Origin of the sequence: Flaviramulus sp. BrNp1-15 (genome assembly GCF_022259695.1) — a bacterium.
Lineage (GTDB): Bacteria > Bacteroidota > Bacteroidia > Flavobacteriales > Flavobacteriaceae > BrNp1-15.
Window position 1 is genome coordinate 2,061,992 of the sequence record NZ_CP092099.1, and the last position, 25,431, is coordinate 2,087,422.

The 25,431-nt window shown below is 31.0% G+C and carries 21 protein-coding genes and 1 other RNA gene; 4 read left to right on the forward strand and 18 right to left on the reverse strand.

Annotated elements, in window-relative coordinates:
* Positions 1–7: 7 nt before the first annotated feature.
* Entirely contained in the window at positions 8–1,042 is a 1,035-nt protein-coding gene (locus tag MBM09_RS09040; RefSeq protein WP_238673380.1) for a glutaminyl-peptide cyclotransferase, read from the reverse strand.
* An 88-nt stretch (positions 1,043–1,130) separates the two neighbouring features.
* Between MBM09_RS09040 and ffs the strand changes: the two genes are divergently transcribed.
* Positions 1,131–1,229: signal recognition particle sRNA small type (gene ffs, locus MBM09_RS09045), an RNA gene on the forward strand.
* 57 nt (positions 1,230–1,286) lie between these two features.
* Positions 1,287–2,090 carry an SDR family oxidoreductase gene (locus tag MBM09_RS09050; RefSeq protein ID WP_238673381.1) on the forward strand — a complete coding sequence of 268 codons (804 nt, stop codon included), beginning with the start codon at positions 1,287–1,289 and terminating at the stop codon, positions 2,088–2,090.
* Between the two features lies 1 nt (position 2,091).
* On the opposite strand, the gene MBM09_RS09055 is transcribed toward MBM09_RS09050, so the two are convergent.
* Positions 2,092–3,543 (reverse strand): hypothetical protein, encoded by a 1,452-nt coding sequence (locus tag MBM09_RS09055; RefSeq protein ID WP_238673382.1) that lies wholly within the window; start codon positions 3,541–3,543, stop codon positions 2,092–2,094.
* Positions 3,544–3,719: 176 nt separating this feature from the next.
* On the opposite strand from MBM09_RS09055, the gene MBM09_RS09060 reads away from it, so the two are divergent.
* Positions 3,720–5,345: an ABC-F family ATP-binding cassette domain-containing protein gene (locus MBM09_RS09060; protein WP_238673383.1), complete on the forward strand. Its 1,626-nt coding sequence runs from the start codon at positions 3,720–3,722 to the stop codon at positions 5,343–5,345.
* Positions 5,346–5,354: 9 nt separating this feature from the next.
* Here MBM09_RS09060 and MBM09_RS09065 read toward each other — a convergent pair whose 3' ends face one another.
* The 4 genes from MBM09_RS09065 to pheT form a co-directional block, all read right to left on the reverse strand.
* Entirely contained in the window at positions 5,355–5,657 is a 303-nt protein-coding gene (locus MBM09_RS09065; RefSeq protein ID WP_238673384.1) for an antibiotic biosynthesis monooxygenase, read from the reverse strand.
* A gap of 14 nt (positions 5,658–5,671) precedes the next feature.
* Positions 5,672–5,905, reverse strand: a complete 234-nt coding sequence (locus MBM09_RS09070; protein WP_238673385.1) for a putative signal transducing protein — start codon at positions 5,903–5,905, stop codon at positions 5,672–5,674.
* A gap of 72 nt (positions 5,906–5,977) precedes the next feature.
* A complete protein-coding gene (locus tag MBM09_RS09075; protein ID WP_238673386.1) occupies positions 5,978–6,832 on the reverse strand; it encodes a phosphatase PAP2 family protein in 855 nt (284 codons plus the stop codon).
* Positions 6,833–6,837: 5 nt separating this feature from the next.
* The gene (pheT, locus tag MBM09_RS09080; protein ID WP_238673387.1) at positions 6,838–9,264 is read right to left on the reverse strand and encodes a phenylalanine--tRNA ligase subunit beta; all 2,427 of its coding nucleotides are present in this window, start codon (positions 9,262–9,264) and stop codon (positions 6,838–6,840) included.
* 140 nt (positions 9,265–9,404) lie between these two features.
* Between pheT and MBM09_RS09085 the strand changes: the two genes are divergently transcribed.
* On the forward strand, positions 9,405–10,616 hold the full coding sequence (locus MBM09_RS09085; protein WP_238673388.1) for a peroxiredoxin: 1,212 nt from the start codon (positions 9,405–9,407) through the stop codon (positions 10,614–10,616).
* A gap of 155 nt (positions 10,617–10,771) precedes the next feature.
* On the opposite strand, the gene MBM09_RS09090 is transcribed toward MBM09_RS09085, so the two are convergent.
* From MBM09_RS09090 to MBM09_RS09145, 12 genes are all read right to left on the reverse strand, one after another.
* Positions 10,772–11,260, reverse strand: coding sequence for a hypothetical protein (locus tag MBM09_RS09090; RefSeq protein WP_238673389.1), 489 nt, complete (start codon positions 11,258–11,260; stop codon positions 10,772–10,774).
* A 191-nt stretch (positions 11,261–11,451) separates the two neighbouring features.
* Positions 11,452–11,628 carry a hypothetical protein gene (locus tag MBM09_RS09095; protein ID WP_238673390.1) on the reverse strand — a complete coding sequence of 59 codons (177 nt, stop codon included), beginning with the start codon at positions 11,626–11,628 and terminating at the stop codon, positions 11,452–11,454.
* A 92-nt stretch (positions 11,629–11,720) separates the two neighbouring features.
* Entirely contained in the window at positions 11,721–12,074 is a 354-nt protein-coding gene (locus tag MBM09_RS09100; protein ID WP_238673391.1) for a hypothetical protein, read from the reverse strand.
* Between the two features lie 130 nt (positions 12,075–12,204).
* Positions 12,205–12,843, reverse strand: coding sequence for an SCO family protein (locus tag MBM09_RS09105; RefSeq protein WP_370569646.1), 639 nt, complete (start codon positions 12,841–12,843; stop codon positions 12,205–12,207).
* A 1-nt stretch (position 12,844) separates the two neighbouring features.
* Complete coding sequence (locus MBM09_RS09110) at positions 12,845–14,524, reverse strand: hypothetical protein (protein WP_238673392.1); 1,680 nt, start codon at positions 14,522–14,524, stop codon at positions 12,845–12,847.
* A gap of 156 nt (positions 14,525–14,680) precedes the next feature.
* Positions 14,681–15,151, reverse strand: a complete 471-nt coding sequence (locus MBM09_RS09115) for a hypothetical protein (protein ID WP_238673393.1) — start codon at positions 15,149–15,151, stop codon at positions 14,681–14,683.
* Positions 15,152–15,415, reverse strand: a complete 264-nt coding sequence (locus MBM09_RS09120) for a DUF202 domain-containing protein (RefSeq protein WP_238673394.1) — start codon at positions 15,413–15,415, stop codon at positions 15,152–15,154. It lies immediately after the preceding gene.
* Positions 15,416–15,586: 171 nt separating this feature from the next.
* Positions 15,587–17,998, reverse strand: coding sequence for a thiamine pyrophosphate-dependent enzyme (locus tag MBM09_RS09125; protein ID WP_238673395.1), 2,412 nt, complete (start codon positions 17,996–17,998; stop codon positions 15,587–15,589).
* Positions 17,999–18,163: 165 nt separating this feature from the next.
* Positions 18,164–20,995, reverse strand: coding sequence for a metalloprotease (locus tag MBM09_RS09130; protein ID WP_238673396.1), 2,832 nt, complete (start codon positions 20,993–20,995; stop codon positions 18,164–18,166).
* A 130-nt stretch (positions 20,996–21,125) separates the two neighbouring features.
* Entirely contained in the window at positions 21,126–21,815 is a 690-nt protein-coding gene (locus tag MBM09_RS09135; RefSeq protein ID WP_238673397.1) for a TIGR00730 family Rossman fold protein, read from the reverse strand.
* A gap of 66 nt (positions 21,816–21,881) precedes the next feature.
* On the reverse strand, positions 21,882–24,713 hold the full coding sequence (gene uvrA, locus MBM09_RS09140) for an excinuclease ABC subunit UvrA (protein WP_238673398.1): 2,832 nt from the start codon (positions 24,711–24,713) through the stop codon (positions 21,882–21,884).
* Positions 24,714–24,877: 164 nt separating this feature from the next.
* Complete coding sequence (locus MBM09_RS09145) at positions 24,878–25,249, reverse strand: hypothetical protein (RefSeq protein WP_238673399.1); 372 nt, start codon at positions 25,247–25,249, stop codon at positions 24,878–24,880.
* Between the last annotated feature and the right edge of the window lie 182 nt (positions 25,250–25,431).

Here is a 25,431-nt window from a genome sequence, read left to right on the forward strand (position 1 = left end):
GTGCTTACTATTTCTCAACAATTTCAACCTCAAATAATTTATCCCAGCGTTTACCTGTCACAAAAATAGTTTTAGTGTTTGGGTTATAAGCAATGCCGTTTAAAACATCTAAACCTTCATGTTGCGTAACTTTTTTAGTTAAAGGTGTAAAATCAATAACACCAGTTACAGCACCATTAGTTGGGTTAATAATGGCTACTCCGTTTTTTTGGTAGCGGTTGGCATAAATTTGCCCGTTTATCCATTCCATTTCATTAATACCTACTATTTTCCCTTTATTAGTGTAAACTTGAATAAATTCCTCTTCAACTAAAGTTTCAGGGTTTAAAAGCCATATTTTTTCTGTTCCATCACTTTTATAGATTGTGTTGTCATTATTACATAAACCCCAACCTTCTTTACTGTTTCCGTATCTAAAACTGCTTAATTTTTCAAAAGTATTTATATCGTAAACAAAACCAGTACCTTCTTTCCAAGTAAGCTGATATACTTTGTTATTTAAAATGGTAAGTCCTTCACCAAAATACTCATTAGCTAAGTCAATATTCTTAATAACTTCACCTGTTTTATAGTTTACTTTTCTAAGTTTAGATTCTTTGTATTGACCTGTGCTTTCATAAAGTGTATCATTTAAAAATTCAATACCTTGAGTGTAAGACGTTATATCATGAGGATATTCATTAATAATTTCAAAGGTATAAACTTTGGGAAGCTCACTATTTAAAATTGTAACCGTTGAGGTTGTTGTTTGTTTTTCATTATTAAAATAAACAGTGGCCTCAATAGTATGCTTACCTAATTTAAAATCTTTTAAAGCAAAATTATCATTAATAGAGATGTCTTCAAGAGTATACGACACAGAATCTATGGTATGATTTTTTTTATTTTCTAATGACAATTTTAAAGTTTCATTATTAGAAATATTGCCTTTAATTGCGTTTGTTTTTATACTAAAATCATTTTTTTTCTGACTAGAATTAGATCCACATGAAATTATTAATCCACTTAAAAATATGATTGTTAGATATTTGAATGTATTCATCTTAAATTTTAAATTTATAGCAAGATATTTATTTAAAATCAGTTTAAAAAATCATTGTTAAAATTTTAAAAGGTTGTATCTTTGCAGCCGGCAAGTCCTACACAACCAGCTCCTGTTGAATCCTCCAGGTCGGGAACGAAGCAAAGGTAAATGGTCGTAGCGGTGTGATGTAGGTAGCTTGCCTTTTTTTATGCCTTTTAGTTTGGTAAATCTTCCTATCTTTAAACTCAAAAATTTCATATAAATGTCTAAAGTTGTTTTAATAACAGGTGGTTCTTCTGGTATTGGGAAATCTATTGGTGAATTTCTAAAAGAAAAAGGTTTTATAGTTTATGGTACGAGTAGAAATCCTGATAATTATAAAGACAGTAAGTTTCCTATTCTGGCATTAGATGTTAAAAATAATGAAACAATACAAAAAACTGTTTCAGAAATTATAAAAACAGAAAACAGATTAGACATTGTAATAAACAATGCAGGTGCAGGTATTACTGGACCCATTGAAGAAATTCCAGAAGATGAAATTAAAAACAATTTTGATACTAATTTTTTCGGACCAATTAATGTCATTAAAGCGGTGTTACCACAGATGCGGAAACAACAATCTGGATTAATTATAAATATTACATCTATAGCAGGTTACATGGGTTTACCTTACAGAGGTGTTTATAGCGCTAGTAAAGGTGCTTTAGAGCTTTTAACTGAAGCTTTTAGAATGGAGTTGAAAGATTTTAATATTAAAATGACTAATGTTGCTCCTGGAGATTTTGCAACAAATATTGCAGCAGGAAGATATCATGCACCACTTCTTGATAAATCTCCTTATAAAAAACCTTATGGAAATACTTTAGAACTAATGAACAGTCATGTTGATAATGGTAGCGACCCAAATATAATGGCTAAAGCGGTATATAAAATCATCAATACCCAAAACCCAAAAGGGCATTATAAAGTGGGGGAGTTTATGCAGAAATTTTCTATTGTACTTAAACGAATTTTACCAGATAAAGTTTATGAAAAACTTCTAATGAATCATTATAAGTTATAAACTATCTGTTTATTAACCCAAGTACTTCCTCTTCAAACTTAATAGAAAATATGTTAGTATTACTATTAACAATATCTCTGTTTTTATCAATTAATATGGTTTTTGTTAACGGATAAATAGCTAACGTTTCATTTGCTAACTTAAGGTTTTTGAACTTGTATTCATTTTTAGAATCAAAACCATGACCAGATAACAACTTTTTAGATTTATCTATTTCGTAATCATCAATATTTATACTAATAAAATTTATTTCAGGATACTTCACTTTTAATTCCTTTAACTTATAATGACTCTCTTTGAAGTGCTGATAATAAGTGTGAGACCAAAAACTAATAACTGTAGGGGATTTTATTAATGAATTAATTTTAAGTTCATTATTATTATAATCTACAACATCAATTTCTGGCAGTTTAGAACCTTCTTTAAGGCTATTTAATGATTTTGTGTAGTTCTCCATCATTGTTTTACCTTTTTCGCTTGAGCTTTTGGTTAAATACGATTTTAAAAGTTTATCATTATGTTCGGCATCTTTACTTTTTGATATATAATCAATAGTAAAGTAGTACAATAATTCATCTTTTATAGAGGTGTTGGTAACTAAACTATCAATAAGTTTTAATCTATCTAAATTGTAACATAACGAGTTTCGATTGAAAGCTTCATCATTTGAATGATCACCATGAACACTCAGGGATAAATTTTTGAAATAATTTCTTAAGAAAAGATTATAATTATGATAATGACTCAAAAATACATCATTGTAGTTTATATCTTTTCTGTAGTCATAAAAGTCGGCGGGTAAGGTTTTTAAAATAGCAGCTTTATTTTTTCCATAATGAATAAAAGGGTATACTTCTTTACTGGAGTAATAACTGTAATCTATATTGGCTTGGGCAATTTTTTCAAAAAGGGGAGATGTTTTATATTTTTTTTTGAAACTATTAAAAGCAGCAACTTTAGTATCTTTTATGGAGTCTATATGCTTTTGGTAAGTTAAAGGTTTTAATTGACAAAGCTTAAGAATATGCTTTTCTTCTTTTTCATTTTCTAAAAAATCATTTATTAAATAATTATTTTTTTTATCTCCTATACCTGTGTAAACAAGCGATTCATCAAAATCTAAAGTATTTAACCTGAATAAGATACTGTCTTGGGGTTCGAGTAGCAGCATTTGATATTCGCCACCATGTCTAAAAGTATAAATACCTTCATTTAAATTATCAACCTTGTAAAGAAACCTATTTCTACCATCTAGTTTTATGGTGTCTATAATAGCCTCGTCTTTAGATAATATTATAAAGTTAGTATTAGGGTTAATAATTTCACCTCCAATGTAGGCGTAATTAATATCAGTGTTTTTTGTTTCTTTTTTACAGCCAAAGAAAGTTATTGCAATAAATAAGATAGAAAGATGCCACTTCATAAATCCGTCGTGAGAGTAGTTTTTATTCAAAAGAGTTAATTTGTATACAAAAATATAGCTTGTATTCATAAACTCCTGTTAATGCGTTGTTAAATATTTACTAATCAAAAACCTACTAATTTACTATAAATACTTAAAAATAGATAAGCTAAGTTTCATGTTTTAATATTGATTTTTCTACTTTTGCAAAAAATTAAAGCAAACTTATGTTATCAGTATCAAACCTTTCGGTTCAATTTGGAAAACGTGTTCTTTTTGATGAAGTAAACACAACCTTTAATAATGGCAATTGCTATGGTATTATTGGTGCCAATGGTTCTGGAAAATCTACATTTTTAAAAATCATTTCTGGAAAACAAGAACCAACATCTGGTCATGTTCATCTAGAACCTGGTAAACGTATGTCTGTTTTAGAACAAAATCATAACTTATATGATGAGCATACAGTTTTGGAAACTGTTTTAATGGGAAATAAACCATTATTTAAAATTAAAACAGAAATAGATGCTTTATATGCTGATTATACAGATGAAAATGCTGAAAAAATTGGAGAGCTACAGGTAGAGTTTGAAGAAATGAATGGTTGGAATGCCGATAGTGATGCAGCTGCCATGTTATCTAATCTAGGTATTAAAGAGGAGTTTCATTATACGTTAATGGCAGATTTAGATGGAAAACAAAAAGTACGTGTGTTATTAGCGCAGGCTTTGTTTGGAAATCCAGATGTGTTGATAATGGATGAGCCTACCAATGATTTGGATTATGAAACTATATCTTGGTTAGAAAATTTCTTAGCAAATTATGAAAACTGTGTTATTGTTGTTTCGCATGATAGACACTTTTTAGATGCCGTTTGTACTCATATTTCTGATATTGACTTCGGAAAAATAAATCATTATTCTGGTAATTATACATTTTGGTATGAATCGTCTCAATTAGCAGCACGTCAACACGCACAACAGAATAAAAAAGCAGAAGAAAAGAAAAAAGAATTAGAAGAATTTATTCGTCGTTTTTCTGCAAACGTAGCAAAAAGTAAACAGGCTACAAGTAGAAAGAAAATGATTGAAAAGCTTAATATAGCCGACATTAGAAGAACAAGTAGACGTTATCCTGCTATTATTTTTGAAAGAGAAAGAGAAGCTGGAGATCAAATATTAAATATTGATAAACTTGAAGCTTCAATTGATGGAGAAGTTTTGTTTAAGAACATAGATTTAAACTTAGCTAAAGGTGATAAAGTAGTTGTGTTTTCAAGAGATTCTAGAGCAACAACGGCATTTTATCAAATCATAAACAACAAAGAAAAAGCTGATTCAGGAAAATTTGCTTGGGGTGTAACCACAACACAATCGTATTTACCACTTGACAATAGTGAATTTTTTAAAAATGATTTAAGTTTAGTAGATTGGTTACGCCAATGGGCAACTACTGAAGAGGAAAGAGAAGAAGTTTACATTCGTGGGTTTTTAGGAAAAATGATTTTTAGTGGAGAAGAAGCACTTAAAAAATCAAATGTGCTTTCTGGAGGTGAAAAAGTACGTTGTATGTTAAGTAGAATGATGATGGTGAGAGCAAACGTTTTAATGCTTGATGAACCTACAAATCACTTAGACTTAGAGAGTATTACAGCATTTAATAATTCACTTAAAAACTTTAAAGGCACAGTTTTATTTACTACTCACGATCATGAGTTCGCACAAACTGTTGCTAATAGAGTAGTAGAGTTAACGCCTAATGGTGTAATAGACCGATACACTACTTTTGATGAGTACATGCAAGATAAGAAGATTAAAGAGTTGCGAGATAAAATGTATGCGGTTACAGCGTAGTAACTCTATTTAATCAGCAAACACCTCATAGTGTATCACGTTTGGTTCAAATTCTAAGAGATATTTTTTGTCTTCAGGATAGTATTTTGCTTTTTCAAAATCTTTTCCAGCAAAATTTTTAATAACTTCTAAGTTTTCCCAATACGTTATTAGGGTGAAGTGTGCAATATTGTTATCTAATCTTCGTAAAAAAGATAATTTTTTAAAACCTGTAGTTTTTTGGTAATCAGGAATGGCTTTTACAATCATAAATTGTGAATATTCCTCGTAATCACTTGCTTTTGTAGTACCATGCCAAATTCTAGCAATCATTATTTTAAAGAGATTTAATTCTGCAATTCTGAAGTAATTTGTTCTACAACTAAAACAGCTTTATCTAGCTCATCTTTATGAACATATATTTCTTGTAGTGAATGACCTCCATAAATTTTGGGGTCAAGCCCAGACTCATTCTGATCTTTAACTACAGCGTTAATATCTACTTTTCCTAATTCAGAAATAATACGTTGAACGAGTATAATGTCTCCTGAGTATATTTTAATATAATTTGAATCGTGCATAGCTAAGTGTTTTTTGAGTATACTTAAATATACAAAATTTTTAATGTATTTGAATAGCTGCACTAAATTAAATCAAAAAGTACCAACCAATCCTATTTTGTTACCAGAAAACTGAACATTCCAAGAAATTTTGTTAGCCTTTGGGTTGACTATACCATGAGATTCATTTTTGGACAAGAATTTATCAATACTATCAACCACAATAATACTTATGGCAGCACTAAGGGTTATGTCTGTTAACCAATGTGCGCCATCAATTAACCTTGAAAGAGGAGGAATAGCTCCAAGCGAATAAATACCAACTTTGGCCCATGTGTTATCAAATTGCTTTGCTATGGCATGTGACATGGTTACAGATAAAATAGTATGTCCAGAAGGAAAAGAATGAAGTCCAGGTTCTTTAGAAAAAAGCTTAAAATAATGCGCTCCCAAACCTGTACCGGGTCTTGCTCTACCGAAACCGTTTTTTGCAAGCGTTTGTATTACTCCAGTTGTAATAGAAGATGTTATTATTAAAACGCTAGTTCGTCTTATTTTTTCATTTTTTGTTAGTAATCCAAAACCATATAAACCGGCATTTGCCATAAAATAGTTTTGTGGACTACCAAAATACCAACCAAAATCTCTAACTACTCCAGGGAAATCACTTCGTTGTCTATCAATAAAATGATCAAACTCTTCATCTGCAAATGATAATGCAGCTGTACCTACAATTAAACCACCTAGTTTAACAAAATCTTTTTCTTTCCAATGTAAAGGTTTTGTAAATGAATGTTTTACACCTTTCCAAGTAGTATTGACATCATATTTTAAAAGTGTCCAAGTAGAGGAGCTATCTTGATTAATTTTATAAAGCGCATCTTGCGAGATTACATTATTGCTAATAAAAAAACAGCAAAGAAAAATGAAACTATATTTAAAAGACATAATAATTATCTCAACTCTGCACCTAATTGTTTTTCAAAACTAGTTTGCAGTTTATTCATAATCTTATCAATTTGCTTATCGGTAAGCGTTTTGTTTTCATCTTGTAATGTAAAACTAACAGCGTAACTTTTTTTACCTTTTGGTAAGTTTTTACCTTGATAAACATCAAATAAATTCACATTTTTAAGCAATTGTTTTTCACTTTGTTTAGCAAGTTTGTAAATAGACTCAAAAGTAATATTATCATCTAATAACAATGCAAAATCACGTTTTACTTCTGGATATTTTGTAATGGTTTTAAATGTTATTTTGTTGTGTTTAATAACATCTAAAATGGTATCCCAATTAAAATCTGCATACAAAACCTCTTGAGAAATATCAAAATGTTTTAATATAGATTTTTTAACTAATCCAAAGTCTACCAGTTTGTTTTTTCCAAAACTTAAACTTAAACCTTCACTAAAAAAATCATTTTTAGTAGGTGTTTCATTATATCTTGAAATACCTAAGCGATCAAAAATTGCGGTTATACTTCCTTTTAGGTAAAAGAAATCACTTTTTTTGCCTGAAGTTAACCAACTATCTTGTGTTTGATTTCCTGTTACAAACAATGATAAATGTTTAAACTCTTCGCGTTTGTCATCATAACCGTGATATGTTTTACCAAATTCAAAAAGTTTGATATCACTTCGTTTTCGGTTAATATTAAATGATAAGGCTTCTAATCCTGAAAATAATAGAGACTGTCTTAAAACAGATAAATCATTACTTAAAGGATTTAGCATAGTAATGTTATGCTCATCTTTTAATTGCTCGCTTAAAGCAACATAATCTGGTGTTGTTAACGAATTTGAAAGTATTTCGAAAAACCCTTGCGATACTAATTGGTTTCCAACAATATTCTGAATTTTATAATCTTCAAATTTCGAAGTATTAGAAATAGAAGCATTTAATTTCTCTGTAATGGCAATATTGTTATAACCATAAACACGTAAAACTTCCTCAATAATATCAGCTTCACGCTCCACATCATTTCTATATGCAGGTACGGTTAAACCTAAACCAGCTTCTGTAACATTATTTACTTTAATATCTAAAGAGGTTAAAATGCGTTTTATAGTTTCTTTAGGAATTTCTTCACCAATTAACTTTTTAGCATTTTCAAAACTTAAACGTACTTCAAAATCTTTGATTTTATTTGGATATAAATCAATAATATCGCTGGTAATTTCTCCACCAGCAAGATCTTGAATTAACAATACAGCACGTTTTAAAGCATATTCTGTAATATTTGGGTCTATACCACGTTCAAATCTAAAAGAAGCATCTGTATTTAATCCGTGTCTTTTAGCCGATTTACGAATACTAACCGGATTGAAATAAGCACTTTCTAAAAAGATACTCGTCGTGCTTTCTGTAACTCCAGAATCTATACCACCAAAAACACCTGCAATACACATCGGTTTTTCGACATCACAAATCATTAAATCATCTTCATGTAATTCGCGTTCTACACCGTCTAATGTTGTAAATTTTGTACCAGATTTTAAAGTTTTAACTTCAATTTTATTCCCAGAAATTTTTACCGCATCAAAAGCATGCAAAGGCTGTCCCAAATCATGAAGTACATAGTTTGTAGCATCCACCACATTATTTATAGGGCTTAAACCAATAGCTTTTAATCTATTTTGTAACCAACTTGGTGATTTTTTTACTTTTATACCAGAAATAGTAACACCAGAATATCGTGGCGCTAAATCTTTATTAATAACATTAACATCAATTTTTAATGTTCTACTATCTACATGAAACGCACTAACCGATGGCGTTATAAGCTCTAGACTTATTTCTTTTTGTACTAATCCAGCTTTTAAATCGCGAGCAACACCTAAGTGGCTCATGGCATCTGCTCTGTTTGGAGTTAATCCAATTTCAAAAACATGGTCGTTTTCAATTTTATAAATATCGGCAACAGGTGTGCCAACTTCAATAGCGTTATCTAATACTAGAATACCATCATGAGATTTTCCTAAACCTAATTCATCTTCGGCACAAATCATTCCATGACTGGCTTCACCGCGTATTTTACCTTTTTTAATGGTCCACGCTTCACCTTCTTCAGTATATAAAGTAGTTCCAATTGTGGCAACAGGTACTTTTTGTCCCGCAGCAACATTAGGAGCTCCACAAACAATTTGTAAAGGTTCGTCCTCGCCAATATTTACAGTTGTAAGTTTTAATTTATCGGCATTTGGGTGTTTTACACAGGCTAAAACTTCGCCAACAACAACGCCTTTTAAGCCGCCTTTTACAGATTGGTATTCGTCAATACCTTCCACTTCAAGACCTAAATCTGTTAGTAATTCGCCAGTTTTTTCTGGTGTCCAATCTGTTTTTAAAAATTGTTTTAGCCAGTTATATGAAATCTTCATAAGATAGATTAATATTTAATAGGGCGCAAAGATAAAATATTGAGGCTAGCATTCAAACAAAGCGTTCTAAATTGTAACCTAAAAAAATATTTTGTTAGTATCTTGCTCGAATTACGATTAATAGGTTTTAAATAATAATTATGAGGATTTTAATCTTGTTGGTATTAGCTTTTATGTTTTCTTGTAAATCAGAAGTGAAAATTAACAAACTTGAAGCAGGAACTTACAGAGCAGAATTAAAAGTGAATGATTCACTTAACTTACCATTTAATTTTGAAGTGATTTCTGAACATACTTTAAAGGTTTTTAATGCTGAAGAAGTTATAGATGTAAATGAAATTACCTATAAAAATGATTCAGTTTATATACAAACACCAGTTTTTGAAGGTTTTATAGTGGCTAAAATAGAAGATGAAACACTTAGCGGAAGTTATGTAAAACCTAATTTAAATAGAGTGATGCCTTTTAAAGCTGATAAAAATAACTCTAGATTTAATGTGTCTGAAAAATCCACAAAACACAACATTTCTGGAAACTGGGAAACCGTTTTTAGCCCTCATGAAGCAGAAGATAGATACATTGCCAAAGGTATTTTTAAACAACAAGGCAATATCGTAACCGGAACTTTTAGAACTACAACCGGCGATTACCGATTTTTAGAAGGTGTTTTAAACGATAACCAATTGCAACTTTCTGCTTTTGATGGTGCGCATGCTTTTTTGTTTACGGCAACAGTAACAGATAGCACTATGACAGGCATGTTTTATTCTGGAAACCATTGGGAAGAACCTTTTACAGCTAGACGTAACGATACTTTTGAATTACCTGATGCAAATGAACTCACTTTTTTAAAAGAAGGTTACGATGCTATAAATTTTACATTTCCTGATGCTGATGGTACTATGGTGTCTTTAGATGATGAACGTTTTAAAAACAAAGTGGTTTTAGTACAAATTATGGGAACTTGGTGCCCAAATTGTTTAGATGAAAGTAAATTTTATGCAGAATTTTATAATAAGAATACAGACAAAGATTTAGAAATTGTGGCTTTGGCTTTTGAGTATGTGAAAACAGAAGAAGTGGCGTTTAAAAATATAAAACGTTTAAAAGAGAATACTGGTATAAATTTCCCGGTTTTACTAGCACAATATGGTACGAGCAGTAAAACCAAAGCTAACGAAAAATTACCCATGCTAAATCATGTATTGTCTTACCCAACTACCATTTACATTGATAAAACAGGCAAGGTTAGAAAAATACATACCGGTTTTAACGGACCAGCAACAGGCGAGAAATTTACTGAGTTTAAAGCAGCATTTAATCACTTTATTGAAAAGTTATTGAGTGAATGATTTGGGAATTTCGTTGTGTGTTTGAGCAATTAATTTAGCAAATACAAACTGAATAGAAAACCGCGAGGATTTTTGTAAGTAGGCGATTGCTAGCAATGAATTATACACTTCTTAAGTTTGTGATTCGTTAATCATTTAGCTTTAAGCACTAAACATTATTGAATTGTTTTTATAATGAAAATCGAACCAATGCATAGACCAAAAAATTCCATAAATCCGACCATATAGTAACTAAACCAACCAGTTTGAAAAGCAATACCTTGTAATATTCCAACAATAATCAATGGAATTAACCATTTTCTTTTCTTTCGTATGATTACATCTATTATTACACCAATGTATATGGCTATTGATGCGAAATAGTTATGGATTGAAATATATTCAGTAAAATAAGAGCTAAATGTTGCTAAACATATAAACCCTATACCAACGAACCATTTATTATAAAGAAGCCAACAACCGATTATTAGTAAAAAGAATGTATAGAAATAAACCCTACTTGTATTCATTCCCATTATTGAAGAGTAGGAAGTTTTACTATGTAAAAGTAAATCCGAAAACCCTGTAATAATAAACCCAAATAATAATAAACTTGTTATTAATTTATTGATAGGATATTTTTTCAAAACCTTCTTGTTCTCCATTAATTGATTAATGTTATTACATTCAAATTATTTTTAGTTAGTTCCTTTTTAGTTCTTGTTTTCGAAAATTAGGCACAACTATTGGAAATGAAATTGTTTTAATGTTTTATATTTTAAGTTAAACGAAGTTAGGTTTTTTAAATTTCAAAATCAATATGTAATCTAATATCTACAGAAATAGTTTTTAACAATTAAGACACCTCAAATACATCGGTTTCTTCTTCGTCATCTTCCTTTTTGTCAATTTGTTCTATGGTGTATGTGGGTATGTTGTCTTTCCTTTTAAATGTTATAGGAAAAGGCACTATGGAACTTAGTATAATAAAAAATACAAGCACCAATAAACGTGCAAATTTTTTAAATCTCATTGTAATACAAGGTGTTGTGTAATACTTTCAAGCTTGTAAAGCCTAAAATCATTACATTATTTAATAATTACTGGTTTTTAAAATCAGTAATCTTAAATACAATGAGATTTTATAGTAGAAATGTCGTTTAAAACAATCTTTAAACGTGTAGGTTTGGTTTTTAAAACAATATTTTGTTGTAGTTTAAAACGTGAAGTGTCGTTGTTATTTTTAGCATTTAGTAAACTCCAAAAATTATAATGCGATATGTGTTTATCATTGCCATTAAACACATTGGTTTTATTAACAACAAAAGCATGGTGTTCCTGTTTGTTTTGTTTTAAAACAAGCTCAATGGCACAACTATTTGATGGAGCAACATTGGTAACAACACCTACAGAAAGTGTTAAACCCAGCAAAACCAAACAGCTTAAAAGAAGCTTTTTTATGTTTTTTAATTGTAGCATTATACTACAAAGATAATGATATAAAATGCTTATGGTTAAAAATCTTCTAGAGTATAAATTATTTGTTATTTAAACTCAAAATTAAGCGAGTTTAATACCAATAAATTAAGTTAGTTTTTCTTGTATGAAATCAATTTACTAAAACTCTCATGTCACTTATTAAACGCTTCATTTCATCATTGTTAGTGCCGTCATAAATGCCACGAATTTGTTTTTTCTTATCCACCAATATGAAGTTTGGTGTATGAATAAAATCTTGTAGACCGCCATCACCTTGCTCAACAACAGCAAAGTAACTTTTTCTGGCTAATTCGTAAATATGCTTTTTATTTCCTGTAGTTACATGCCATTTAGAATCAATAACACCTTTTTCGGTTGCATATTTTCGTAATACAGGAATGCTATCAATACTAGGTGTTACCGATAATGATAAAAACATGATTTCATCTTTTTGCATAAATTCTTCTTGAATCTTAGCCATATTGGTCGTCATAATAGGGCAAATGGTTGGGCAACTTGTAAAAAAGAAATCAACTACATATATTTTGTTTTTATAATGGTCTTGCGTTATGGTTTCACCATTTTGATTTACCAATTCAAAATCTGAAACAGTATGATTTTTACTTGTGTTTTGTAAACTTACATCTACTAATTCTGGATTAAAATCTGCAGGATTATAAACGGGTAATTGCTTTGTTGTTTGATTGCAAGAGAGCAAACAACAAAGCATAAAACCTATAAACATTGAATATGATGTACTAAATCTCATATTAAATCGTGTTCTTGTCTATAAATGCTTTTGCTTCTTTAATTTCTGGTCTGTCGCTAACTACATTTTCGGTTTGTTTAAGTAAGGTTTCAAAATAAGTAGTTGCTTTTTCTATATCACCAGATTGTTTTGCGGCTATGGCTGCACCGTAAAGACCATTGTATCTGTTTGGTCGTCTATCTAAGTTTAACTCATAAGCTACCAACGCTTCTTGTGGTTTATTTAATGCTAAAAGCATATCTGCTAAAAGTTCGTCTGCTGGTAAAATTTCACCTGGTGTTACAGGATGTTTTGATGTTTTACTTTCCATATCTGCAGCAGTAGTCATAAGTAATACCGCTTCATCATGATTACCTTTTTTTAATTGCATCCACGCTTCAATGGTTTTAATTTGAATTGCAACTTGGTTCGCTTTATAAGTATCTTTTAATGTTATCAACTCTTGTTCGAAAGCCTGTAATAAATCAAGTTCATTTTGCGCAGATTCTAAATTATTAATATGAATGTTCCCCAACGCCTTTGCAAAATGGAGCAATGAGGCTTGCCAAGGGAATTTCTCCCATGCTATCTTTAACTCTAGTGGTAACTCAATATTGGCAGCTTCTTCCCAGTTTTTGTTTTCAACAGCTAAACGCGCCGGAATAGCCGCAGCAGTATATGCGATTTTAAAATTTGGTGGAAATAGTTCTTTAAATGTTTTTAAATAGTCGTGTTGATCGTAGGCTAGTGTATTGTTTCCTGTTTGCAAATAGGCATAAACCAAATACCCCATAGCATGGACTTCTTCATCCCAATGCGCACCTGGAGCAATACTTTCTGCGTAGCATATTGCTGATTCAGCTGAATTAAGATTTGTGTTAATCGATTCATTCCAAAGTCCTAAACGCGTGAATATGTGTGATGGCATATGTTGCGCATGTGCAGAATTTGGTGCGATATCTGCATAACGTCTGGCAGTGATTAATCCGAGTTCTGCTAATTCTGGATAATCATAAGAATGAATAATATAATGCGCTATTCCTGGATGATTAGGTTCTTTTTTAAACAATTCTTCCAATATTTTTCCAGCTGCACGTTGTTTTGAATAGGTTTTATCTGAAGGTACAGCCGAAGCTCGTAATGCTAAAGCATAAAAAATAGCAACTTCTGTATCATCTTTATTTTTTTGATACATATGTTGCATTTTTTGTGCATATGCTTCTTTTCTAGTTTGGTTGTCAACGGTTTCCCAATTTTTATAGAACGCACCAATAGCTTCTATATATTGTTCTGCTTTTTTTGATTTGGGCAATTTTTCAGCCACAGCAAGAAGTTTTGTCCCTTTTTCTAAAACCGATTGTTCTGGTGGAGCCCATAATCCGTGATAAATACTCATCGCTACACCCCAATACGCCATGGCACATTCTGGATCTTTGTCAATAACTTTTACAAAGGCTTTTTCAGATTCTATATATTCGAAAGAATGTAATAAAGAAATGGCAAGATTAAAGGGTTCTCTCGTTTCGTAACCGCAAGATTCAGAAAAGCTAACGTCTCCAAACTCGCCATTACCACACAATAGTAGCTCGCCTCTTAAGATGTCTAGGTTTGCTAAATTGGGATTTGGTTTATTCTTTTTACAGGCAATAAAAGTAAATAGAATTGTAGCTAATAGAATGTATACTCTTTTAGGTTGACTCATGATTTTTCTGATATTAAATGGATAAAACTAAAGCTATTGTTGTTTTTAGGGAACAACGTTATGATATGCATCGTTTTATAGATTTATACCAGACGATAGGCTAAGGTAATAATTTAAAACTAAAAAATGTGAGTTTAAGTATTGATTTTTAATGAGTTATAATTCGTCTAACATCAAATTATAATCATACTGTAAATCTTCATGTAAGCCACTAATAACTTTTTTAGCAAGCAATAGCTGCCTATTGTACATATTTTGTAATTGTGTACTGCGCTTTATACTAGGTTTAAAATCTTTTAGTTTTTCGCAAAAGTAGAGTAGGAGTTCTACTTCGGTTTCTTTTTTTAATGAATACCGAATAAATTTTTTAACATTTCTTAAAATTTTTCGAACGCTTTTTCTAATGTAGAAATAACTATCTGTATTAATTACTTCAAATTCTTCATCCATGTAGCTTTTTACACTTTCAATGTAGCCACTTTCGTTATGAGATTCAAATAATAAATAGGTGAGTAACTCTTTGTTTTCTTTTTTAAATCGTGATAAACGTAAGCATAAATCCATTAATTCATTAGATGAAAGATGTTTTAGCTCTTTTTTTATGGCAACTGCAGATACTGCTTTCATCTATACGTTATAGTGTTTTTTTATGGTTCGTTTTACAGAAAATAATCTTACTAAACCTATTATTAAAATTACAGGTGAAATTGCCAGTAGTATAATACCAAACGATTTTAAATCTGAGAAAAACTCTAATTTTAAGATGGTAATTCCAGTACCTAAAAATACAATGAATGTTCTAAAATAAGCTAAAAAAGTGCGCTCGTTGGCAAGTTTTGTTCGTTCTATAGCTAACCAATCTCTGGTTATTAATGGTGATTCTTTGTCCATAATTTTAATTTCTACATAAATATAAAGAAAGCTATGTCAGTTCGAGTAAAATTGTGCAACAATTTTGTATCGAGAACTCATAGTGATGATTAAGTAAGACTTCTCGATACAAATTTCATTCATTATATTCATGAAACTCACTCGAAGTGACAGTAAAGTTTGGGTTAAAGATTATCTTAGTTTAGGAAAATCTGTTGGATTTACTTCATGCATAACCGCGTAAACTGCTTCAAATATATCTTCGGCAGATGGTTTAGAAAAATAATCGCCATCATTTCCATAAGCAGGTCTGTGTGCTTTTGCTGTTAAGGTTTTTGGTGCACCATCTAAGTATTGATACCCATTTTGAGTATTTAAAATTTCATTTAAAATATATGCTGAAGCACCACCAGGTATGTCTTCATCAATAATCATAACACGATTAGTTTTTTCAAGACTTTTAACAATGTCATGGTTTAAATCAAACGGAATTAAAGATTGTACATCTATAACTTCGGCATCAATACCAACAGCTAATAAATCTTTTGCTACTTGTTCAACAATTCGCAAGGTAGAACCGTAAGATACTAATGTAATATCAGAACCTTCTTTTAAAGTTTCAACAACACCAATAGGTGTTTTTAAAGCGCCTAAATTATTGGGTAATTTCTCTTTTAATCGGTATCCATTTAAACATTCTACAACTATTGCTGGGTCATCGCCTTGTAAAAGGGTATTGTAAAAACCAGCAGCTTTAGTCATGTTTCTTGGCACTAGTAAGTTTATACCTCTGGTTAGGTTTAAAATACCACCTAATTGAGAACCCGAATGCCATATACCTTCTAGTCTATGTCCTCGTGTTCTTATTATTAACGGTGATTTTTGTTTGCCCTTGGTTCTATAATGTGTGGTTGCTAAATCGTCACTTATAATTTGCAATGCATAAAGAATATAATCTAAATACTGAATTTCTGCAATTGGTCTTAATCCGCGAAGTGACATACCAATGCCTTGCCCAACAATAGTAGCTTCTCTTATTCCTGTATCTGCCACACGAAGCTCTCCATATTTTTCTTGTAAACCTTCTAATCCTTGGTTAACATCACCAATATTTCCTGTGTCTTCTCCAAAAACCAAAGCTTCTGGGTAAGCATTAAAAATAGCATCAAAATTATCACGAAGAATAATACGGCCATCAACTAGTTGAGCATCATCATCATAAGTTGGTTTTACTTCTTTTATAAGTGTATTTGAGCGACTAGTTTCTGAATATAAATGTGAACTAAATTTAGGTTGAGCATCAGTAATAACATCATTTATCCAGTTACTTAAAAGCTGTTTCTCGTTATGCGATTCTCCTATTGTAAATCTTAAAGCTTTTCTAGCATTAGATAAGATATCTCTTCGTGTAGGCTCGTTTATAGTCGTTAAATTGTCTATTATTTTTGAAATAAATACACTATTAACACTAACAGAAGTAACTTGTTTAAGAATAGAAATTAATTCTTGATGTTCTTTTTTTATAGGTTTTAAAAAGGTATTCCACGCATTATTTTTTGCCTGTCTTACTTCGCGTTTTGCAGCTCTATCAATTTCTGTAAGGGTTTCATTTGTTGCAATACCACTTTCAATAATCCATTCACGAAATTTTGCATTACAATCATGCTTTGCTTCCCAGTCTAAACGCTCAGGACTTTTATAACGCTCATGTGAACCGGAAGTAGAATGCCCTTGAGGTTGTGTAAGTTCTGTAACATGTATTAAAACTGGCACATGCTCCTCTCTGGCAATAGCTCCAGCTTCTTGATAGGTTTCTATAAGATTAGCATAATCCCAACCTTTTACACGTAAAATTTCAAAACCTTTATTGTCTTTATCACGTTGAAACCCTTTAAGAATTTCAGATATGTTTTCTTTAGTTGTTTGGTGTTTTGCATGAACAGAAATACCATATTCATCATCCCAAATACTAATAACCATAGGTACTTGTAGTACACCTGCAGCATTAATAGTTTCAAAAAATAAACCTTCACTTGTACTTGCATTTCCAATGGTTCCCCAGGCAACTTCGTTACCGTTTATTGAAAAATTAGTTTTATTAATGCCTTCAACATTTCTAAAAATTTTAGAGGCTTGTGCTAAACCTAGTAAACGAGGCATTTGTCCGGCAGTAGGAGAGATGTCTGCACTAGAGTTGTATTGTTTTGTTAAATCTTTCCAGCTACCATTATCGTTTAAACTATGGGTTACAAAGTGCCCACCCATTTGACGACCAGCAGACATAGGTTCTAGCTCGATATCTGTATTTGCATACAAACCTGCAAAAAACTGCTCTTTGGTTAGCTCTCCAATAGCCATCATAAACGTTTGGTCTCGATAGTAACCCGATCTCCAATCTCCTTTTAAAAAGGCTTTCGCCATGGCTAATTGAGGGACTTCTTTACCATCACCAAAAATTCCAAATTTTGCTTTACCCGTAAGAACTTCACGGCGCCCAAGCAAGCTACATTCACGACTTTCAATAGCTATTTTATAATCAGCTATAACTTCAGCTTTAAAGTCTTCGAACGAAAGGTTAGTTTTCAAATTGGTTAGAGTTTGCATAGAAGTATGCTTTTTGTTTGTGCAAAAATAGCTAAATCTGACCTTTTTTACAATTAAATTAAGATGTAATTTTTTGAATAATATTTAAAAAAAATAGTTAAAACTTAATTTCATTGATATATTTTCAATAAAATTAAATATTAGTGATAATAATTCAAAAATAGTTTAATACCATCTTCTTCTGAATAACCCTAAAAGAGCTTGTGGGTCTACAGTGAATTTGAATCTTATTTTTTGATCAAAATTTGGTTGACCAATCTCCCAGCCTAAGTTTGAATATACAGGAAGATAAATCTCAAAATAGTCTGTTACTAAATCAATTCTTATACCAGAATCATATACAAATTTTGGTGAATCGAATTTGTTTTTCACCAAACCAACATCACCATAGGCCAGAATATATTTCCACAAAGTTGTACTTGTATTAAGAGTGGTAATCCATTGATTTGCGAATGGTGTTTCTAATTTAGACTTAAAACCACCTTCGGCATCAATGTATTGTTGACTAAAAATACCGGTAGCTTCAGAACGTCCTAAATAGGAGTAATCGAATAGATAATCTGTTGGTCTATCTAAAGCAAAACTGAAATAATTTGAATTAGGGTCTGTGTTGTTCTTTAGAAATGTTCCAGCAAATGCTCTAATATTTAACTGTCTGTTACTTTCGAATAATTTTCTATACTCAAAATTAAAGGATAATTTGCTGAATTTTTCACCTATTTGAAAATCGGTGTACCATCTATTAAAATTGATAAGATTGTCATTAGAATGTATATAGCGCGCATTGAATACGCTATAATTTGGTTGATTTGTGGTTAATACATTATTAATATCTTCATCTCTGTGAATATCCACATATCTAAATCGTAAAGACTTACGCTTATTTGAACGAAAATCATTGTCTTCTCTAAACCTGAATGTTAAAGAAGGCGTAATTTTTCTAACAAATAAACCATCGGCATACGAGGTGTAGCTTCCAACTATGCCGTAATTGATATAATACAGGTTGCTATTTTCTAAATAATGTATTTTAGAAACTGATGCAGAACCCGTTAAAGATTTTGATTTGAAAGCATACTGCGGTTCAATTTTATAATTAAACAGCTTCCTTAAAACAGTTTTGTTATAGGCTCTTACACCTAAAGTAAATCCGTCGTAAATATTATTAAATTCAGCAATTGGCATAAAAAACACCTGATTGTAATTAGGGTCTTCTATGTCTTTAAAAAGTCTGAATTGTAAGGGTTTGTTATTAAAAAAGAAACCTTTTAACGATTTCCAATTGTCTCTTGCATTAATTTCTGGAATGACACTGTTGTAGTTTAAAACCAGTTTGTTAGCATCATTTCTAGGTATGGTTAGTGTTTTGTTTTCATCAATGTTTTCAACCCAAATTTTTGAAACTATGCTGTCGTTATTAAGACTGTACAACGAAATTGGCATATTGTTATTTCGTTTGTTTTTAATGGTAACCGTAATAGAATCATCGGTTTTTTTAACCTTCTTAATTTTAAAATCTATTTTTTTTCTGGTAGTTAAATAGTCTTCAAAAAACCAATCTATATCTTTATTCGTTTTAGACTTAATATAGGTTTCAAAAGATTTTGTAGATGTAGGTTTTAATTTGTTTTCAGCTAAAAAAGATTCTATACTGTTTTCAACAATATCACTATTTACAAAGTCGTCTAAATATTTAAGACCTATACCAGCTTTATATTTATTAGCAATATTTTTATTGAATTTTAACAGTGAATCTTTGGGCATGGTTAAAGGCTGATCTAGATTGGTTCTTGCCATAAGCATGAAAGCCAATTCATATTTATCATTAAACTTCATGTCTGCCGCATGAAATGCACGAACACCCCAAAAATCTGCTATAGAGCCCAAAAATTTCATATCTGGATAATGCTCTTCAACATATTTCATTAAATAATAAATCTGAACACCATCTAATAGCCATTGTTCTTTTCTTGGGTTTATTAAAAGTGTGTTTTCTAAATAATTGTGTAAAGCAATTTTTAATAATTTAAGCTCGTATTGAAAATGATTAGGGTAAGGTTGTACAAAACTTGGTAAAAAGTTCAAGCCATAAATAGGATCTTTGTCATAATCAATTTGGGTAAGTAAAAGTCTTTTGTGTGGATATTTACCAAATTTATCGAAGATGAATTTTGTTACCTTTTCAGTTATTAAAACTTTGTCAATAACCTCGAGACCTTCATCATTTATGTTGGAAACAATTGAAAACTCATCTGTTTGCAACGTTTTAAAATTAGAGTTTTTGGTTAAGAATAACTTAGTGTTTACCCTATTTTCGCCATTCAGTTCAACTAACTGTTTATTAGTTAGTTGTTGCGAATTACTTAAATCTAATTCTGAAGTTAAAGCATAACCATTTGGATATTCAATTTCTAAAGAAATATCAGATTTTGGAACAAATAAATCATCTAAATTTTTATTGCTGTAGTATTGCCATTTACTATTGTAAACTGCTGGAGTTATATACCAATATCTTAAGTTTAAATCACCATTTTGTGTAATACCATAGCTTGTAAATTTTGCATTTGGTATTTGTACAGTATATTCTAAATTTAAGGTGTAATAGTCATTCGGTTTTAAAGGCTCATTTAATTCTACCTTAATAATATCCGTTTGGTTTTTAAGGTTTTCAAATACTAAATCTTCACCATTTTGTTTTAATGAAGTAATTACTGTGTAACCTCTATCTTCATTTTTTGCTAAATGAAAATCGTTGATATATTCATCAGCGATACGAATTGCCAGAGGTGTTTTTTTAGTAGAATAACTATTTGCCCAATCGTTTAAATAAATAGTTTTCAATTCGTCTTGTGAAGCATTTTGGTATTTAATGGTTTGCGTAATCTTAATCTGCTTGTTTTCAATATCAAAAACAGCTTTTAAATCAATTTTATTTTGACCAAAGCTTTTAAGACTTATGAAAGCAAATAAGAGAACGCTTAAAAGACGAAATTTCAATTTTTTATTTAAACATTAAACGGTTAATAATTCATTTAAGGCGGTGCAATATAGTGAATACCACATAAATATAATATGGTTGAAAGTTAGTATTTACAAGTATTAACGTAAAATTAGGATTAAAAATTTTCTAAAAATTCGGACTTAAACCTGATTCTTTATAGAAAGCATCTAAAATGTCTATAACCTCCTCTTCGGTATCTACAATATGAATAAGGTCTAGATCTTTAGGACTTATATTTGCAAAACCGTCTAAAAGGGTAGCCTTTACCCAATCCATTAAACCTTTCCAGAAATCTGTACCAACAAGAATAATTGGAAACTTGCCAATTTTATGGGTTTGTATAAGTGTAATTGCTTCAAAAAGTTCATCTAATGTACCAAAACCACCTGGCATAACAACAAAACCTTGAGAGTACTTTACAAACATTACTTTTCTAACAAAAAAGTAATCAAAATCTAAGCTTTTATCATGGTCTATATACGGATTATCATGTTGCTCAAAAGGTAAATCAATATTTAAACCAACTGATGTTCCTCCGCCTAAATGGGCGCCTTTATTACCAGCTTCCATAATTCCTGGTCCGCCACCAGTAATTACACCATAACCTGCTTCAACAATTTTGGTTGCAATTTTTTCGGCTAACTTATAGTATTTGTGATCTGGTTTTGTTCTTGCTGAACCAAAAATAGATACACAAGGACCAATTTTACTCATTTTTTCAAATCCGTTAACGAATTCTCCCATGATTTTAAAAATAGCCCAAGAATCATTTGTTTTTATCTCATTCCAACCTTTGTGGTGTTTTTCACTTCTCATGTTTTATCTTGTATTTATAATTTTTTATTATCAATTTTAATGGCGAGATGATAAAAATCAAGCCTGCTAATTTAATTCTTTTCTAAGAAATTTTGCGGTGTAACTCTTTTTATGTTTTATAACTTCTTCTGGAGTGCCTTCAACAATTATTTTTCCACCGCCTTTTCCGCCTTCATAACCAATATCAATAATGTGGTCTACGGTTTTAATTACGTCTAAATTGTGCTCTATAATAAGCACGGTATTTCCTTTATTTGCTAGTTTATTTAAAACAAGCATAAGCACTCGAATGTCTTCAAAATGTAAACCTGTAGTGGGTTCATCTAAAATATAAAAGGTGTTACCTGTATCTCTTTTAGAAAGTTCTGTAGCTAGTTTTATTCGTTGTGCTTCTCCACCAGAAAGCGTTGTACTTTGCTGACCAAGCGTAATGTAGCCCAAACCAACATCTTTTATAGTTTTAAGCTTTTTATAAATTTTTGGAATATGCTCAAAGAAATCTACAGCCTCGTTAATGGTCATGTTCAATACATCACTGATTGATTTTCCTTTATAACGAATTTCTAAAGTTTCTCTATTAAAACGTTTCCCTTGGCAGGTTTCACACTCTACATAAACGTCTGGTAGAAAATTCATTTCAATAACACGTAAACCACCACCTTGACAAGTTTCACAACGTCCGCCTTTTACATTAAAACTAAAACGACCAGCTTTATAACCACGAATCATGGCTTCTGGTATTTTAGCAAAAAGTGATCTAATTTCACTAAAAGTTCCTGTGTAAGTAGCAGGGTTACTTCTTGGGGTTCTTCCAATAGGAGACTGATTAATATCAATTACCTTATCAATATGCTCTAACCCTTTAATGCTTTTATATGGCATTGGCTTTTTTACGCCATTAAAATAATGTGCATTTAAAATAGGGTAGAGGGTTTCATTAATTAAAGTAGATTTACCACTACCCGAAACACCAGTTACCCCAATCATTTTACCTAATGGAAATTTTACAGAAACATTTTTTAAATTATTTCCTGTACAGCCTTTAAGCTCTAAAAAATTGCCGTTGCCTTCTCGTCGCTTTTTTGGTACTTCAATTTCTTTAGTTCCATTTAAGTAATCGGCAGTAAGTGTATTATGAGTTAAAAGTTCTTTAGGCGAACCAAGACTAATAATTTCTCCACCATGTTTTCCAGCTTTAGGGCCAATATCAATCACGTAATCGGCACGTTCAATCATGTCTTTGTCGTGTTCTACTACTATAACAGAGTTACCAATATCACGAAGTGAAACCAGTGAATTTATCAGTTTTTCATTATCTCGTTGATGTAAACCAATACTCGGTTCGTCTAAGATATAAAGCACACCAACCAGTTGCGAACCAATTTGAGTTGCTAAACGAATACGTTGCGCTTCACCACCAGATAAAGATTTAGAGCTTCGGTTTAATGATAAATAATTCAATCCAACATCCAATAAAAACTGCAATCTTGATTTTATTTCTTTTATAACTTCTTCAGCAATTTTTAATTGTTTTTCTGAAAGGTGGTTGCTTAAATCATTAAACCATTCAGCTAATTCAACAATATCTGTATTTGCAAGTTCAGCTATATTTTTATTATTTATTTTGAAGTAAAGCGATTCCTTTTTTAATCGAGAACCATCGCAAACAGGACAAGTTACCTTATCCATATAGTCTTTCGCCCAACGTTTTAACGAAGTAGATTCAGCGGTCTTATATTGGTTTTCAATAAAATTGGCAACACCTTCAAAATCTATTTTATAGTCTCTAGTAACACCTAAAGTTTTACTTTCAATAGAAAATTTTTCGTTTCCGCCATACAAAATCATGCGTTTAGCGTCTTCAGGAATGTCTTTAAAGGCATCACTTAACTTAAAATTAAAGCGTTGCGCAATTGTTTCAAACTGTTTAAAAATCCAACTATTTTTTTCAGGGCCATGAGGTGCTAAAGCTCCAGCTTTTATGGAAAGTTTATCGTCTGGAATAATTTTTTTCTCATTCACTTGGTATAATGTACCAATACCATTACAATTATCGCAAGCGCCTTTTGGTGAATTGAACGAAAAGTTATTTGGTTCTGGGTTTGGATACGAAATTCCAGAAGTAGGACACATTAAACTTCTACTAAAATAGCGTGTTTCTTGTGTATCTTGATCGATTACTAAAAGCACGTCTTCACCATGATACATAGCTGTATTAATGGTTTCAGTTAAGCGTTTATCATTATCTGCGGTATCATCAATTTTTAATCGATCGATTACAATTTCAATATCGTGAGTTTTGTAACGGTCGAGCTTCATGCCTTTTACAATATCACGAATTTCACCATCGGTTCTTACTTTTACAAAACCTTGTTTAGCGATTTGTTCGAATAATTCACGATAATGTCCTTTTCTGGAACGGATAACAGGAGCTAAAACATTAATGCGTTTGCCTTTAAAATCACTAATGATGAGTGCTTTAATTTGCTCATCGCTATAGCTTATCATTTTATCGCCTGTGTTGTAACTATAAGCATCACTTGCTCGGGCAAAAAGCAAACGTAAGAAGTCGTAAATCTCTGTAATTGTACCAACTGTTGAGCGCGGCGATTTGCTAGTAGTTTTTTGCTCGATAGCAATAACAGGGGATAAGCCATCAATTTTATCGACATCAGGACGTTCTAAACCACCTAAAAATTGTCTGGCATACGCCGAAAAAGTTTCAATATAGCGACGTTGCCCTTCAGCATAAATTGTATCGAAAGCGAGAGATGATTTTCCGCTACCTGATAGTCCTGTAATAACTACAAGTTTTTCACGAGGAATAGATACATCAATATTTTTAAGATTATGTACTCGGGCTCCTTTTACTTCAATAAAATCGTCAAATTGGCTCATAAATTGGCAAAAGTGCAAAGTTACAATTTTAGATGTTAAATTTTGGTATAGACTTATTTCAATTTATATAAGTTTTAAAATGCTAATAAAGTGTATTTTAATTAGATTTTAAACAAAAAAAGAAGCTACAGTTAGTAGCTTCTTTTTTAAGAAATTTAATTTCTTTACGGTTTTACACGAACTATTTCGCCAGCTTCAATGGATTCGCTGTAATTGGCAGAAACTTGTTTCTGAATTCCAAAAAATTTTTTTCCATCTTTTCTTTCCAGGATTACATGAACACTCCCGTCTTTGTCTATTACTTTTTTTACAATTACAAGCTCGCCATAAATACTTTTGTAGTTAGGTAATCCACCTTTTTTAACTATAAAGTTCAATCTAGGAAAGTTTATATGTTTAAACTCTAGATTTTTTGGTTCTGATATTTTTAATACATCACCTACTTTAGGATCGTTATTGTTAAAAGAGGTTTCTGCACTTGTATTTGCAAAAGAAATACCACTAACAAAAATTAATAAATAGAGTAAATTTTTCATATGATATAGTTTTTAATATTGGCATTTCTAAGATACAAAGTAAAACTATTACCATTGATTAATATTGATTTTATATAACCCTAAATTCTTTTGGGTAGTTTGTTGTTTTTTGCAATTAAATGTTGTTTTTAATGTTATTTTTTGAAGGTAATTCTTTAATGGATTTGCATTTTATATGATTC